The 16,032-nt window shown below is 42.2% G+C and carries 12 protein-coding genes and 1 pseudogene; 8 read left to right on the forward strand and 5 right to left on the reverse strand.

Features of this window, described 5'->3' with window-relative positions; translation table 11 throughout:
* Positions 1-5: 5 nt before the first annotated feature.
* Positions 6-890, reverse strand: coding sequence for a LysR family transcriptional regulator (locus tag F909_RS11215; RefSeq protein ID WP_005150248.1), 885 nt, complete (start codon positions 888-890; stop codon positions 6-8).
* A gap of 491 nt (positions 891-1,381) precedes the next feature.
* On the opposite strand from F909_RS11215, the gene F909_RS11210 reads away from it, so the two are divergent.
* The 3 genes from F909_RS11210 to F909_RS11200 all read left to right on the forward strand — a co-directional run bounded on the left by F909_RS11210 (position 1,382) and on the right by F909_RS11200 (position 4,811).
* Complete coding sequence (locus F909_RS11210) at positions 1,382-2,806, forward strand: GntP family permease (RefSeq protein WP_005150253.1); 1,425 nt, start codon at positions 1,382-1,384, stop codon at positions 2,804-2,806.
* Between the two features lie 72 nt (positions 2,807-2,878).
* Positions 2,879-3,664 carry a 3-hydroxybutyrate dehydrogenase gene (locus F909_RS11205; RefSeq protein WP_005150255.1) on the forward strand — a complete coding sequence of 262 codons (786 nt, stop codon included), beginning with the start codon at positions 2,879-2,881 and terminating at the stop codon, positions 3,662-3,664.
* A 127-nt stretch (positions 3,665-3,791) separates the two neighbouring features.
* On the forward strand, positions 3,792-4,811 hold the full coding sequence (locus tag F909_RS11200; RefSeq protein ID WP_005150257.1) for a coiled-coil domain-containing protein: 1,020 nt from the start codon (positions 3,792-3,794) through the stop codon (positions 4,809-4,811).
* Between the two features lie 191 nt (positions 4,812-5,002).
* On the opposite strand, the gene F909_RS11195 is transcribed toward F909_RS11200, so the two are convergent.
* A complete protein-coding gene (locus F909_RS11195; protein WP_005150258.1) occupies positions 5,003-7,903 on the reverse strand; it encodes a valine--tRNA ligase in 2,901 nt (966 codons plus the stop codon).
* Between the two features lie 372 nt (positions 7,904-8,275).
* Between F909_RS11195 and F909_RS11190 the strand changes: the two genes are divergently transcribed.
* From F909_RS11190 to F909_RS0120235, 5 genes and pseudogenes are all read left to right on the forward strand, one after another.
* A complete protein-coding gene (locus tag F909_RS11190) occupies positions 8,276-8,956 on the forward strand; it encodes a hypothetical protein (RefSeq protein ID WP_005150259.1) in 681 nt (226 codons plus the stop codon).
* 112 nt (positions 8,957-9,068) lie between these two features.
* The gene (locus F909_RS11185; RefSeq protein WP_005150261.1) at positions 9,069-9,731 is read left to right on the forward strand and encodes a hypothetical protein; all 663 of its coding nucleotides are present in this window, start codon (positions 9,069-9,071) and stop codon (positions 9,729-9,731) included.
* Between the two features lie 13 nt (positions 9,732-9,744).
* On the forward strand, positions 9,745-10,551 hold the full coding sequence (locus F909_RS11180) for an SDR family NAD(P)-dependent oxidoreductase (protein WP_005150264.1): 807 nt from the start codon (positions 9,745-9,747) through the stop codon (positions 10,549-10,551).
* Positions 10,548-11,255: a Dph6-related ATP pyrophosphatase gene (locus tag F909_RS11175; protein ID WP_005150267.1), complete on the forward strand. Its 708-nt coding sequence runs from the start codon at positions 10,548-10,550 to the stop codon at positions 11,253-11,255. The genes F909_RS11180 and F909_RS11175 overlap by 4 nt, the downstream gene beginning before the upstream one ends.
* 680 nt (positions 11,256-11,935) lie before the next feature.
* Positions 11,936-13,564: pseudogene (locus F909_RS0120235) on the forward strand (OFA family MFS transporter).
* A 94-nt stretch (positions 13,565-13,658) separates the two neighbouring features.
* Here the strand turns inward: F909_RS0120235 and F909_RS11170 are convergent.
* The 3 genes from F909_RS11170 to adeK all read right to left on the reverse strand — a co-directional run bounded on the left by F909_RS11170 (position 13,659) and on the right by adeK (position 16,032).
* Complete coding sequence (locus F909_RS11170) at positions 13,659-14,102, reverse strand: YbjQ family protein (protein ID WP_005150272.1); 444 nt, start codon at positions 14,100-14,102, stop codon at positions 13,659-13,661.
* Positions 14,103-14,110: 8 nt separating this feature from the next.
* Positions 14,111-14,461, reverse strand: a complete 351-nt coding sequence (locus tag F909_RS11165) for a YbjQ family protein (RefSeq protein ID WP_032877939.1) — start codon at positions 14,459-14,461, stop codon at positions 14,111-14,113.
* 107 nt (positions 14,462-14,568) lie between these two features.
* Positions 14,569-16,032 (reverse strand): multidrug efflux RND transporter AdeIJK outer membrane channel subunit AdeK, encoded by a 1,464-nt coding sequence (adeK, locus tag F909_RS11160; protein ID WP_005150275.1) that lies wholly within the window; start codon positions 16,030-16,032, stop codon positions 14,569-14,571.

Here is a 16,032-nt window from a genome sequence, read left to right on the forward strand (position 1 = left end):
GGGATTTAGCCAAAATCATGTTGCAGCAAGATCTCGATAAACTCGGCCGAAATATTGGACAGCTCAAAGTCCTTGTTATACACAATACCAATTGCTTGAGGCAATTTGCCATCCTCAATCTCAATCAGCACATTATGTTCTTTGTCGATGAAGTTCTGAAAATGGCGTGGAATAGCACTAACCCCCATATCTAGGGCAACAAAGCTGGAGAGGGAACTGATCTGATGGCATTCGACTTTTAAATCCAAAGTCAGATGGTTTTTAAGACAGTTTTCTTCAATCAGATGTCGCACAATCGATGGGTGTTGTAAGGTGACAAAGGGATTGGCACATAGTTGTTTCCAACTGATTGAATCTGCACTGGCCAGTGGATGTGTTTTGGGGAGCAAAGCAAGAAAGTCTTCTTTAAATAACGGCTTAAATTCCAGTTGATCATTGCGTGGCGGTTCAAAGCAAATACCAATTTCAAAAATACCATCCTGTACATTTTCTAGGACTTTTTCATTGGGAATATCATGAATGGAAAAGCAGATATTGGGATGCTTGGCTAAAAAGCTATGGATCACCTGCGGCAAAATCGCATGCGTGACAAAAGGCATCGACGCAATGTTCAGGGTGCCGCGATTGAGCTTAAAACGTTGTTTGACGTCTTTTTCCATATCTTCCCAATTGGCCAATAATTTCTTGGCATAGGGAATCAGCGACTTTCCTTCCTGTGTCAGTTCAACCCGACGGGTATTGCGCTTAAACAGCTTGCCACCCAACTCTTCTTCCAGTGATTTAATACTTAGACTTAAAGCAGATTGACTGAGATGCAATTCAGCAGAGGCATTTGCATAATTCAGGGTACGAGTCAAAGCCAGAAATGCTTTGAGTTGCTTTAAAGTCATGGTGGACGACCTATGAGAAAAGTTTTTGATTTATATGATGTAATTTATAAAAAAAACAGCACATTGTGACTGGCATTTTTGTTAATTTGGTATTGCACAGCAAGCTATTTATTTTAAATAAGTCATCGTTAGATTATTGCTTAATTCTCTCTAAATATCGAAAAATGAATTTTAAAATAAAGAGCTAAATATACTTTGAATGGATTGATGAGTATTTTTGAATAGTTAATTTGTTTTATTAATCAATCAAAATAATTAAGCTTTATTTTTATAGGTATTTGATTTTTATTATTAATTTAATTTATTATTTTTGTTTTAATGATATTGTTTTTTATGATTTTAATGCTATTTTAAAATGCGTCTTTGCTTTAGATTCTGTACTGTATTCGCAGTATTTTAATTTTATTTATGGTTAGGATAACCACCACACAGTATAAAAAAAATAATTTGGTTGACCCTGACATATATTCTTTGGAATGGAGTAAAAGAATATGTGGGACTTATTTGTCATTCTGCTGTCTTTAGGCTTGCTGATGTATACCGCCTATCGCGGTTTTTCTGTGATTTTGATGGCACCGTTGTGTGCATTGTTGGCGGTTTTTCTGATTAACCCCGTCAATGTACTGCCGTTTTATTCAGGCGTTTTCATGCCGAAAATGGTCAATTTTATCAAAGATTATTTTCTGGTGTTCTTACTGGGCGCGATCTTTGGCAAAGTGGTGGAAATGTCAGGTATTGCCGAGTCGATTGCCCGTACTATCGTCAATTTGATTGGCGCAAAGAAAGCCATTTTAACCGTGGTTTTACTCGGTGCTATTCTGACGTATAGCGGTGTTAGCCTATTTGTGGCGGTATTTGCGATCTATCCATTTGCTAATCAGTTGTTCCAACAAGCCAATATTCCAAAACGTTTGATTCCCGGTACCATTGCCCTGGGCGCATTTACATTCACCATGGATGCCTTGCCGGGCACACCACAAATTCAGAACGTGATTCCAACCACGTTCTTTGGCACCAATATCTATGCAGCACCGTTTCTCGGTGTGATCGGTGCGATCTTCGTCTTGAGTATGGGCCTTTTGTATCTGGAGTCACGTCGTAAAGCTGCGGCACGTGCAGGTGAAGGCTATGCAGGCTTTGCTACTGCGGATAAAGTCACGCAAGCGACGACCGATGTTGAGGCATCGACTCCGATTCATGGTTCGGCATTACGTCAATGTATGGCCTTTGTTCCATTGATTTTAGTTGCGGTCATGAACCGTTATCTATCTACGGCAATCAAAGAATGGTATCCGAATGGCTTTGATTTTAATGCAATTGGTTTAGCGAATTACAGCGTGGATGTGGCAAAAACAGGCGCAATCTGGGCAGTTGGTTTGGCCTTGATTGTCGGGATTATTGCGGCGATCTTGTTTGACTATCAGCGCGTGGTGACCAACTTTAAAGAAGGTGTAAATGCCAGTATTGGTGGGTCATTGCTGGCAGTGATGAATACCGCTTCTGAATATGGTTTCGGTGCGATCATTGCGGCATTGCCAGGCTTTGCTTTGATTAGCCATGCATTGGGTACTACCTTTACCAATCCGTTGGTGAATGGTGCGGTCACGACGACTGTGCTGGCAGGGATTACAGGTTCGGCTTCTGGCGGGATGAGTATTGCCCTGAGTGCGATGGCCGAAACTTATAACGCTGCCATTGTGGCTGCGGGCATTCCACCCGAAGTAATGCATCGCGTGGTAGCGATGGCGTCAGGTGGCATGGACACGCTTCCACATAATGGTGCCGTGATTACCTTACTCGCGGTGACAGGCTTAACCCATAAACAATCCTATAAAGATATTTTTGCAGTGACCGTGATTAAGACCTTAGCGGTATTTGTAGTGATTGCTGCATTTACATGGTTCGGTATTGTCTAAGACGAATTTTAATTTTAGCTTGCCCATATTGATTGGCGAGCAATCAAGATCATTAAGAATAGGAGTAGTACAGTGACCCAACAACTCGAAGCCAAAGTGGCATTTATTACTGGTTCAGCGAGCGGTATTGGTTTAGAAATTGCGAAAAAATTTGCTCAGGAAGGCGCGAAAGTAGTGATTTCTGATGTCAACGCAGAAAAATGTCAGCAAGCGGTTGAGCAGTTAAAACTGCAAGGTTTTCAGGCTTTGTCTGCGCCTTGTGATGTGACCGATGAACAGGCCTATAAAGCGGCAATTGACTTGACCCTGCAAAGCTTCGGTCGTCTGGATATCCTGATCAATAATGCGGGTTTTCAGCATGTCGCAGCGATTGAGGATTTCTCAACGGATATTTATCAGAAACTGGTACAGGTGATGCTGACAGGTTCATTTATCGGGATTAAACATGCATTTCCGATTATGAAAGCGCAAAAATATGGTCGGATTATCAATATGTCTTCGATCAATGGCTTGATTGGCTTTGCTGGTAAGGCGGGTTATAACAGTGCCAAGCATGGAGTCATTGGCTTAACCAAAGTGGCAGCTTTGGAATGTGCGCGTGACGGGATTACCGTGAATGCATTATGCCCGGGTTATGTCGATACACCGTTGGTACGTGGGCAAATTGCCGACTTGGCGAAAACCCGAAATGTGAGTCTGGAAAGTGCTTTGGAAGATGTGATTTTAGCCATGGTACCGCAGAAGCGTTTACTCAGCGTAGAGGAAATTGCGGATTATGCGATTTTCCTTGCCAGCAGCAAAGGGGCAGGGATTACAGGGCAGGCGGTGGTGATGGATGGTGGTTACACCGCACAGTAACCTGTTTCTGTCATTGAAAAGCCGCCCAATTGAGCGGCTTTATTTTTTGATGCAGTTCATTCATTGTCGAACGCTACTTTCGCCGTCCGATTATTGCTACACTTTTTCTATTTCAGGCGGATGTGTGATGTCTTTTGATCTTAAAGTCAGTTTAAAGCAAAGGGCTGAACCTTCCTCACAGCAGAAAAAGCTGAATCGCCTGATTGATCAAATAGAACAGCAAAAAATCAGCCTTGCTACATGGCAGAGTGCTCAAGCCGAGATTCAACAACATACACGGCAAAAACTGATGCCTGTGTATAGCGAGCTGCATGAAGTCTTGTTTCAGCAGTTAGATCAACTTTGGACGCTATTACAACAGCATGCGTTTTCCAAAACTGATATGCAGCAACTGGATGAAAAAATTGCCCAGCTTGCACAGTTGTTAAAACGCTCCAAAATGTTGAAGGGTGAACAGTTAAAGCTGGTCAAGCAGATCGATACTTTTTATCAGCAACATGCCCAGCAATCGACTAAAAAGAATAAAAAAGTACAGTCAATAAGATTTGAACAGGATGAAAATTTTGAGCAGGATGTAGAACTAGAACAAACTGACTTTGAGCAATATGCGGCTGAACAGCAACAGGCACGGGAACAAGCCAAGCAACTTCGACAACAGCAGAAACGTGAGCAAGCTGAGCAGATGGCAGCGCAGTCGTTGAAAACCGTGTATTTAAAAATTGCTGCCATGATTCATCCTGACCGTGAGCAAGATGAAACCAAGAAAGAAGAAAAAACTGAGTTGTTCCAACAGGCGAGTCAGGCTTATGAGCAGCAGGATTTGTTTTATTTATTGAAACTTCAATTACAGCTTGAACAGAATAAAGGTGTAGGCGCTAAAGAGCTATCGGCAGAGCAAGTGAAGTTTTATAAACTGGCGTTGGATGCACAAAGTCAGCAGCTTGAAAGCCAAATTGACGAAATTTTAGATTCTTTTCAGTTGGCGAAAAAAGTCAAAGCCGAGCATCTGCATATTAGTGATGTATATAAAGCTATAGATACAGATTGTGCTGAGTTAAAGCAGCAGTTGAAGTGGGAAAAGGAACGTTTAAAGCATATGAAAAAAGTGAGTGGGGTGGAGATGTTGTTGGGGCATGGGGCGTTATAAGTTTCCCTCGGCCCCTTGTGGAGTTGTACTCCTCATCCCTTAAGGAGAGGGAATACTGCATATCAGGTATAGGACAACATTTCGCAACTTGAAAGGAATCTAAGAGCCTAAAGCTTGGATTTATTTTTTAATGTATAAAGGGCTGAATAATCAGCCCTTTATATTACAGATTAAATTGTAGCCTTTAAGGATTAAAGCGCAGCAATCTGCTCCATACTTTGCTTAATCTTCATTAATTGATCAGCGAACTCAGCCAGTTTCACTTTTTCACCTTCAACCACGGCTGCTGGTGCTTTCGCTACAAAGCCTTCATTCGAAAGTTTATTGGCAATTTGATCATGTTGCTTTTGAACTTTATCCAAGTCTTTCTGCAAACGGCCCAATTCAGCTTTAGGATCAATCAAGCCTTTCATTGGTACAAATACCGAAGCATGGCTGACAACGCTAGAGCAAGACAACGGTGGCTCTTGCTCATTGCTTAAGAACTCAATGCTTTCAACTTTAGCCAATGCTTTGAATAAAGCTTCGATACGGATGATTTGCTCACGCTCAGCATCAGAAATATTCTTGAGTAATACAGGCAATAAACGCGCATTACCTAAGCCCATTTCACCACGAATATTACGTACTGCACCAATCAAACCTTGTAACCACTGCATATCTGCTTCAGCTTGATCATTCACTTTCGCTTGATCAGGCACAGGGTATTGCGCAGTCATAATCGTCGCACCGCCTTTGCCTAACATCGGCGCAAGCGTTTGCCAGATTTCTTCAGTCAAATACGGCATCAACGGATGTGCCAAACGTAAAGACGCTTCCATTACCGCAAGTAACACACGGCGAACTTCCGCTTTACGCTCTTCAGATACATTGGCATCGTTCAAAACAGGTTTGGTTAACTCAACGTACCAGTCACAGTATTCATTCCAGATAAAGTCATAGATCGCTTGCGCAGCAAGGTCTAAACGATACGTAGCGAATGCTTGATGTACCGCAGCTTCTGCTTTTTGCAAACGGCTCATGATCCATTTTTCTGGAAGTTCCCACAGCTCAGGACGCGCTTCTTGAGCAACCGTTTGACCTTCAACATTCATCAGCACGAAACGGGTCGCGTTCCAGATTTTGTTGGCAAAGTTACGGTAACCTTCAACACGTTTCATATCAAACTTAATGTCACGACCTGTATTCGCCAATGCACAGAACGTGAAACGAACTGCATCGGTACCATAAGCTTGAATGCCTTCTGGAAATTCTTTACGGGTTGATTTTTCAATCTTCGCCGCTTGTTTCGGATTCATTAGACCTGTAGTACGTTTTTGTACCAAAGTCTCAAGGTCAACACCGTCAATCAAGTCCAGTGGATCAAGTACGTTACCCTTAGACTTCGACATTTTTTGACCTTCGCCATCACGAACCAGACCGTGAACATAGACCGTTTTAAACGGGACTTGTGGTGTACCATCTTCATTCTTCATGAAGTGCATCGTAAACATGATCATACGAGCAACCCAGAAGAAGATGATGTCAAAGCCTGTCACCAATACATCAGTTGGGTGGAACGTATTGAGGAAATAGTTTTCCGCATCTTTCTTGGCATCGCCAGTCCAACCTAAAGTTGAGAACGTCCAAAGCGCAGAAGAGAACCACGTATCCAGTACATCTTCATCTTGGCTTAACACAACATCAGCAGGGATGTTGTTTTTAGCACGGACTTCCGCTTCGTCACGACCAACATAGATGTTACCTTCAGCGTCGTACCAAGCTGGGATACGGTGACCCCACCAAAGCTGACGAGAGATACACCAGTCTTGGATGTTGTTCATCCACGCCATGTACATGTTGCTGTACTGTTCAGGAACAAACTTGATACGACCATCTTGAACTGCTTCAATTGCAGGTTGAGCCAATGGTGCAATTTTTACATACCATTGGTCTGTCAATAACGGCTCAACGATTACACCTGAACGGTCACCGCGAGGTGGCTTCAAGGTATAAGGTTGGATTTGATCTAACCAGCCTTCAGCTTCGGCTTGTTCAACCAGTTTTTTACGTGCGTCAAAACGCTCTAAACCGATATAGTCCGCAGGGGCAGGGATGGTTTTAGAAATTTGTTCGCCTGCTTTCGCGATGTATTCAAACTCAGCCAATACTTCTGCATTTTTATTGAAGATATTGATGATTGGCAATTCACAACGCTTACCGACTTCATAGTCGTTAAAGTCATGTGCAGGAGTGATTTTCACACAGCCTGTACCGAATTCTTTATCGACATATTCGTCTTTAACGATTGGAACAGCACGGCCTGTAATTGGCAGGATAATGTTCTGACCCACAAGGTGTGAATAGCGTTCATCATCAAGTGCCACAGCAACCGCAGTATCACCTAACAAGGTTTCAGGACGAGTTGTAGCGACAACGATATGGTCTTTGCCATCGTGGGTACGTAGGTTTTTATCTTCAAAGAAATATTTGAAGTGCCACAATGAACCTGCTTCTTCTTTATCTGATTCAACTTCTAAGTCGGATAGGGCCGTTTGTAGTTTCGGGTCCCAGTTGACTAAGCGTTTGCCACGATAGATCAAGCCATCTTCATGCAGTTTAACGAAGACTTCTTTGACAGCATTCGACAAACCTTCATCCATAGTGAAGCGTTCACGCGACCAGTCCACTGAAGAACCTAGGCGACGGATCTGACGGGTGATGGTATCGCCCGATTGCTCTTTCCATTCCCAGATCTTTTCGATGAATTTTTCACGACCTAAGTCATGACGGCTGACACCTTGTGCACCCAATTGACGCTCGACCACCATCTGCGTTGCAATCCCCGCATGGTCAGTCCCTGGTTGCCATAAGGTATTTTTACCCATCATACGGTTGTAACGAGTCAATGCATCCATGATGGCATTGTTAAAACCATGCCCCATGTGCAAGCTACCGGTGACGTTCGGTGGCGGAATCATGATACAGAATGATTCACCTTGACCTGAAGGCTTGAAGTAACCTTGTTGTTCCCAGATTTGATACCATTTCTTCTCGATCTCGGTTGGATCGTAAGTGGTTGCAATATTTTGAGCAGATTGAGCGTCAGTCATAGTACAGAAGATTAAAATTGAATAAAAAATTGCATCTATTGTAGCAAAAAATCCTCGCTTCTGTAGGCATTTCAGCCTGACCTGATGTGAATGATAAAAGCCGTCTAAATAATGGCTAAATTGAGGCTTCTTGAGCTTTGATAGATCAGATGTTTAGTACATCTTCATAATCTGGCTTTGATTACTGGTGATCGACTGATCAATCTGGATAAATGCTTTATAGATTTCATTTTTCTCTGAAAAAGCCGATGAAAGGCGTTGGATTTTTATATAAATAGGGTTAGATTTGTGTAATGCATCACATAACTTAAAAATATTGATGCTCAAAACAACAATATAAGAATGCGAAAAACTAAAAAAGGGATACTTCTCATGAGTTATTCAATCCTGTTGAAAATTAATGACGTCACACATGGGCAATTTGAAACGATCCGCCAACAGCTCAACGCAGGTACGCATGAGAGTCAATCCCGTATCTTGGGGGAGGTGCTATCCGAAATTGCCTGCGATATTGTTGAGCAAGTATTTTCTGTACTCTTGATTCAGAATCGTCAGCCAACACAATTGACACATAAGTACACTGTTGAGTCCGAAAAAGTGATTCAACAGATTATTGGTGCGGTACGTAAATATATGCCGTGGTCAATTGCACTGTTTGGTAATGAGCGTCTCTGTCCATTTGCCAATTACTTTTCCAATATGATCAAGTACCACGATGAGCAGGTTTATGTATCTTATCCGATTGATCGACAGTTAGTACAGCAGGTACATGTACTGGTCACGAAACTAAAAAACAATGAAATCAGTGACATGGTTGATGTATTTCAAACCTTGATTCAAATTGTTGATTTGGGGGTAACCAACTTGATTCGTGAACCGAAAAAATGCCTTAACTTTAATAGGGTAGTGGATAAAACCTTAAATGGGGTGATTAATATGACCGCGCATTTAAGTTATAAGCGTTTAGAGAAAATGGGTAACCAAGTCGATACTGGTACTGCGACGGATTGCGTTAATCATTTTTTAGCATTTATGCATGTCGATACAGAATAGAGTGTGATAAATTCGGCGTGTACAATGCCAAAAATGTAGAAAAATAGATTGAATTAAAGGGCTTGTTAAACAAGCTCTTTTTTTATGGAATCTTACAATTAGGGTTATGAAAATGAACACCGCCGTTTTTTTAAATATTCATGCGGATACATACGCAAGGTTTGCGTATATTCGAACGCAATTGTTGCAAGGAACTACGGAAAGCCAAGCCAGTGCACTAGGCAATGTCTTATCAGAAATTGCTTGTGAAGTGATTGAACAAGTATTTATGGTGCTATTACAAGAAAATCAGCACTATTCACAAACAGGTGAATCTGAGAAAGTCATCCAACAAATTTTAGAAGCGATTCGCAAATATATGCCATGGTCGATTTCATTCTTTGGGAATGACCGTTTAATTCCGTTGGTTGAATATCTTTCAAAGACCTTACAGATTGAAGATGAACAGGTGTACATGACCTATCCTGTCGAGCAGCATTTAGCACAGAAAGTCATTGCGTCGAGCCAAAAGTTGGGGGATGGAGATCATCGAGAAATTACCAATGCACTGAAACTTCTCACTGAAGTGATTGATTCAGGCGTGACGCATTTGATTCGCGAACCGAAAAAATGCCTCAAGTTCAATTTTGTGGTCGATAAAACCCTCAATGGCGTAATTAATATGACCACACATTTGGGTTATAAACGTTTGGAAAAACTAGGGACTCAAATTGATCAGCAAGTAGCGGCAACATATGTAGATTACTTCCTGAAATTTATGCGTCATCAAGCATAGGTAGGACATGGAAATGGCAAAACTCAAAACTCTTGAAAATAAAGTGGTCTGGATTACAGGTGCATCTTCTGGTTTAGGTAAAGCTTTAGCCCGCGAATGTGCATTACAAGGTGCACAAGTGGTGCTGACCTCACGTCGTTATGATGAATTAGAAGCAGTGCGTGTCGGTTTACTCAAACCAGAACAGCATATTTCGATTGCTGCGGACATTACCGATGAAGCCCAAGTTCGCCATGCACATGAACAGGTTCTAGCCAGCAAAGGGCGTATTGATTGGCTCATCAATAATGCAGGCTTGAGTCAACGTGCCTTGATCCAAGACACCACCATGCAAACTGAACGTGCCATCATGGAAGTTGACTACTTCTCGCAAGTGTTCTTTACCAAAACCGTGTTGCCGACCTTGTTAAAACAAAAATCAGGTCGGGTGGTCTTTGTTTCCAGTGTGGCGGGTTTGTTAGGTACGCAATATCGCGCTACTTATTCGGCTGCTAAAGGCGCGATTCATTTATGGGCCAACAGCTTGCGTGCTGAAGTATCTAAAGACGGTATTGAAGTCTCTGTGGTGTTCCCAGGGTTTGTGAAAACCAATGTATCTTTCAATGCTTTAAATGGCGAAGGCAAGCCACAAGGACATCAAGATGAAGCCATTGAAAATGGTTTAGATGCCGATGTATTCGCCGAACGTGTGGTGGAGTCGTTGATGGCAGGGGATGAATATATTGTGGTAGGTGGGAAAAAAGAGCAACTGGGTGTGCTGGTTTCTCGTTTGTCGCCAAGCTTGTTGTATAAAATGATCCGAAAAATGAAAGTGAAATGAGTGTGAATAACAGCAAGAAAGCCGTTTTCAATTGGAGTGGTGGTAAAGATTCATCTTTGGCATTGTACAAAGTTTTACAGCAGAGTGAATTCGAGGTGGTTGCCTTATTAACCACGGTGAATGAAGAAACTGAGTTGTCTTCGATGCATGCGATTCCACATAAATTGCTCGAAAAGCAGGCTGAAAGTATTGGTATTCCACTCTATCCAGTGTTTTTGCCAAAGAATCTCCCCGTATATGAACAGCGTATGTTGGATGCTGCCAATCATTTTAGAGCACAGGGTGTTGAGCATTTTATCTTTGGTGATATTTATTTAAGCGATGTGCGCAAATATCGGGAAGACCGTTTACATCCTTTGGGCATTGAAGTGGTTGAGCCAATATGGAATCTGAACTCGACTGAAGTAATGCAGGATTTCTTGGATTCAGGCATTAAAACCAAGATCATCGTGACAGATGCCAGCAAACTGGATCAGTCATTTATTGGCCAAGATATCGATGCGGATCTGATTGAACGGATGCCAAGCGGAGTTGATGTCTGTGGCGAGAACGGTGAATATCACACCTTTGCTTATGCAGGTGGTTTATTTAAGCATCCTGTTGTGTTTGAAATTGCTGAAACGCGTCAGATGTCATACGAGTTTAAGTTAGAAAATGGGGAAGAAAAAAACTATCACTATTGGCAAGCGATTTTTGCCGAGTAGGGTAGAGTTTTTTTAACCTTGATCTCACAAAGTATTTATTTTTGATTTTTGGCTAAAAAATGATACTCGCAAATGTCATCTACAACCTGCGCGGTCTTTATAAAAATGATGTTTTTTCAATACGGATATGAAAATGAAAGGAGTGAACAGTTTTTGTAGATGACGATGGTTTTGCCTACTTTTTCCGGAAGAAAAGTAGGTCCAACCGAAGGTTTATTTTAAAACAGGATGGGCACTCAATATGACTCTGTTGTGATTATTCTTTCAATGTGTTGAAAGAATCGTCGAACTTATGCTACTTATTTAAAATAGCTGTTCGATATGAAAACGCTTAAATTGTCCTATCTTGTCTCACTAAGGTTGTGGTACCTAATCGAATTCTTATAAACTGACCAGCGTATAGAGCATATGTGTTTTCTGCTGGATGGAATGAACAGAGCATAAAGATAAGATGATGAGTTCGTAAAAGCATCAATATTTTTAAAAATCATTAAACCCGTTATTTACTTTTTATTAAAAAAAGCTACTTGATAAAAACCAGACATTTTTTGCACAATCATTCGATTGGTCTTCACTGAAAAATAAGCATAATACAAAGCTCTGGCATTAGCGTGAATCGCTGCCTAGATCCAAATGAATAATACTCACCTCTCTTCGCAGTGAAGGCATGGAGATAGTACATGGAACGACGACTTTCACTTTTGGCAAAGGAACGCACGATTGCCCATTCTGGTTATAACCGTTGGCTATTACCTCCTGCCGCACTCGCGATTCATCTCAGTATTGGTATGGCATATGGTTTTTCCGTATTTTGGTTACCATTATCAAAAGCCTTGGGAATTGATGCGCCAATCGAATGTAAAAATATAGGTCTGCTTGAGCAGTTGTTCACTACAACCTGTGACTGGAGTGTGTCTACATTAAGCATTATGTACACACTATTTTTTGTATTTCTCGGTTCGTCTGCTTTTTTGTTTGGTGGTTGGCTTGAGCATGCTGGACCTCGAAAGGCGGGTGTGGTTGCGGCATTTTGCTGGGCAAGTGGTTTGATTTTGTCTGCGTTAGGTGTTTATACACACCAGCTATGGTTGATGTGGTTAGGCGGAGGTGTGGGCGGAATAGGGCTTGGGCTTGGCTATATTTCACCTGTATCTACCCTGATTAAGTGGTTTCCAGACCGCCGTGGTTTAGCAACAGGTCTTGCCATTATGGGCTTTGGTGGAGGTGCCATGATTGGTGCGCCACTCGCAGATAAATTGATGAAGTTGTTTGCAACAGATACTTCTGTGGGTGTGTGGCAAACGTTTTTGGTACTGGCTGCTGTTTATTTTATTTTTATGATGGGAGGAGCATTTGGTTATCGAATTCCACCTTCAAATTGGAAACCGAGTGGCTGGCAACCAAGCGCAACGCATACGACGGCTTTAGTCACCAATCGGCACGTACATTTAAATAAAGCATGGAAAACCAAACAGTTTTGGCTCATTTGGGGGGTACTCTGCTTAAATGTTTCTGCGGGGATTGGTATTCTAGCCATGGCTTCACCCTTGTTGCAGGAGGTGTTTGGTGGACGTCTTATTGGTTTAGATTTGGGAATCAATGAGTTAAATACCGAGCAGAAAATGCAGATCGCAACTTTTGCAGCAGGTTTCACGGGTTTACTGTCATTATTTAATATTGCAGGGCGTTTCTTTTGGGCATCGGCATCGGACTTTATTGGTCGTAAAACCACATATTTCATTTTTCTGGCATTGGGCTTTTTGTTATATGTCTCGATTCCACAACTTGCTCATGCGGAAAATCTACCTTTATTCGTTTTAGCTTTCTGCGTCATTCTATCAATGTATGGCGGGGGCTTTGCTACGGTTCCTACTTATCTAGCGGATATTTTTGGTACACAAATGGTCGGGGCAATTCATGGCCGTTTGCTGACAGCATGGTCTGTGGCAGGCGTATAGGGGACATTATTGATAACCAATATTCGTGATTATCAACTGGCGCATGGCGTGGCTCAAGCGCAATCTTATGATACGACGATGTATATTTTGGCGGCTATGCTAGCCATTGGATTTGTACTCAATTTAATGGTCAAACCAGTTGATGAAGATAAATACATGACAGAGGCTGAATTGGCTGCTGAAAAGGCTTTGGCACATGAGAAATTACCGCAAGATTTAAGCCTGAATCATGATGTAGCACATGAACCTTCCAAGACAATTACTGTGGTACTGGCTTGGCTGGTTGTCGGCCTACCTTTGCTAGCAGGTATTTGGTTTACCTTACAGAAGGCAGTTGTTTTATTCCATTAACTAAAATATGTCTTACCATAAAAAATGCCTCATTGTGACTGAGGCATTTTTATTCTGTTGTTCTCTATAGTAACTCCAGAATAGGATACTGTTATCAGTGTGGAGCGTTTACTATAGCGGTTCCATAGGCAAAGACTTCAACCATACCACCTTGCATTCCCAATTCTGTGGTACTGAGTCGCACCCCCATAATCTGATTGGCACCCATGGCATGGGCTTCTTGCTTGAGTCGAATCATGGCTTCACGACGTGCACGTTCTACCACGCTTTCATAGCTGACTAAACGACCACCAAAGAAGTTGCGAATGGTTGCCAGTACGTACTTAAAATAATCGTGGGAGATTACCACATTGCTGCTGACCATTTGCCCATAGGCTGAGCTTTCTACAAAGCGATTGGTATCGATACGAATATGGGAAAATTGCTTTTCTTTCTGATCAAGCTCACGTAAGTGCTTTTGCTCGATATGGCGACCAAACCCCCAACCGACTGAAAATAGGATCAGAAACAGGACAATCTGAAAAATTAATCCATCCATAATTTTGCCTATGCGCTGAATGGATCAGGAAGTTTAGGTGCAATGGGTTGAACCACAACCGCTGTACCATAGACAAATAACTCCGATGCGCCTTGGGCAATATTCGAAGTCGAGAAACGAATACCGACAATGGCATTGGCACCTAAAGCTTTTGCCTTATCAATCATCCGTTGTGTCGCTTCTTGGCGAGATTCTTCAAGGAGCTCGGTATAACCTGTTAATTCACCCCCAACAATATTCTTTAAACCTGCCATCAAATCACGACCAACGTGTTTACTACGAACGGTGCTGCCATAAACGACATCCAACTGACGTAAGATTTCATGACCTGGTACAGACTCTAAACTGCTTAATAACATCGTATTTTCTAAATCATCAATATATTGAGTTTGAAGATAAGAAATATTGGCAATGGTTGCAATAAAAAAGCCCACCGAAGTGAGCTTTTTATTCGCAAAAGATGAAATTATTTTTTTGCGTAGTGTTGTTCTGAGCTAGATGGTTGATGAGCTACCGTTTCACTGGTTGAGGCTTTGAGACCACCACCAAGTGTTTTGTACAGCTCAACTTGGTTATTCAAGTTTGCTTGTTGCAGCAGTAATAAGCCTTGTTCAGCTGAATAAGCTGAGCGTTGTGCATCTAATACAGTCAAATAACTATCAATACCAGCACGGAAGCGGGCATTTGAAAGCTTGTATGTTGTATTGGTTGCATCAACCAAACGACGCTGAGCAGTCAAACGATCCCCAATGTTGGCACGTGTTGCCAAAGCATCATTTACTTCACGGAAAGCTGACTGTACTGACTTCTCATAGTTAGCAAGTGCAATTTTCTGATCAGTTTCAGAGATCTTGACATTGGCCTTACGTGTACCCCAATCAAAGATAGGGATATTCAAGCTCGGACCAATTGACCATAACGCATTTCCTGATTTGAATAAGTCACTCAAATCAGTTGATGCATAACCTGCAGAACCAGTCAGGCTAATGGTTGGGAAAAGTTGGGCTTTCGCAGCACCAATATTCGCGCCCGCAGCACTTAACTGGTATTCAGATGCTTTCACATCGGGGCGGTTGTTGAGCAAGTCACTTGGTAAGCCAGCGCTAAACACGTTTTGTTGCGTGATACTCGCTACTTGTTGTTGAGGAAGCAAGTTCTGAGGAACAGGCTGACCAACCAGCAAGTTCAACAAGTTTTGAGCTTGAGCAACTTGAGTTTTGTAGTTCGCGACATCATTACGTGCAGTTTCAACTGAAATTTGTGCTTGGCGCACAGGGATTTCGCTATCAATACCCACATCGAAACGTTTTTTGTTTAAGTTAAACGAGTCTTGTTGAGCTTTTAGCGTTTGATCCGCAAGTTTCAATTGCGCGTTCGCGTATGAGTAGTTTAACCATGCTTGAGTGACTTGGCTGATTAAACTGATCTGCGTTGCATCACGCGAGCTTTGTGTTGCGAGGTAGCTATCTAAAGCTGCATCTTTCAAGCTACGGACACGGCCCCAAAAATCTAACTCATATGCAGTTAGGCCCAAACCGACTTGATAAGTTGAATAAGGGTTATTGGGGTCACGGGTAGGGGTGACTTGACGAACAGCACTACCGCTTGCCCCAATGGTTGGCAATTGGTTGTTTTCCGAAATTTGATATTGCTGTTGCGCTTTTTGAATGTTCAACGTAGCAGTACGTAAATCACGGTTATTTGCAAGTGCTAGATCAAGCACTTGTAGTAAACGTTGGTCAGCAAAGAAGTCTTTGTAACCTTGTTCCGCAATTGATTTTCCAGAAGCATTACCATAAGACGCGAAGCTTTCAGGAACATCTGAACTCACAACAGGCTCTGGCCCGCGCATGCTTTGGCAGGCAGCCAAAGATAGCGCGAGTGCAGAGATTGCAATGCCACGACTGGAAATAGACCATACAGTTTGCAT

The sequence above is a fragment of the Acinetobacter sp. ANC 3929 genome, assembly GCF_000369405.1.
Lineage (GTDB): Bacteria > Pseudomonadota > Gammaproteobacteria > Pseudomonadales > Moraxellaceae > Acinetobacter.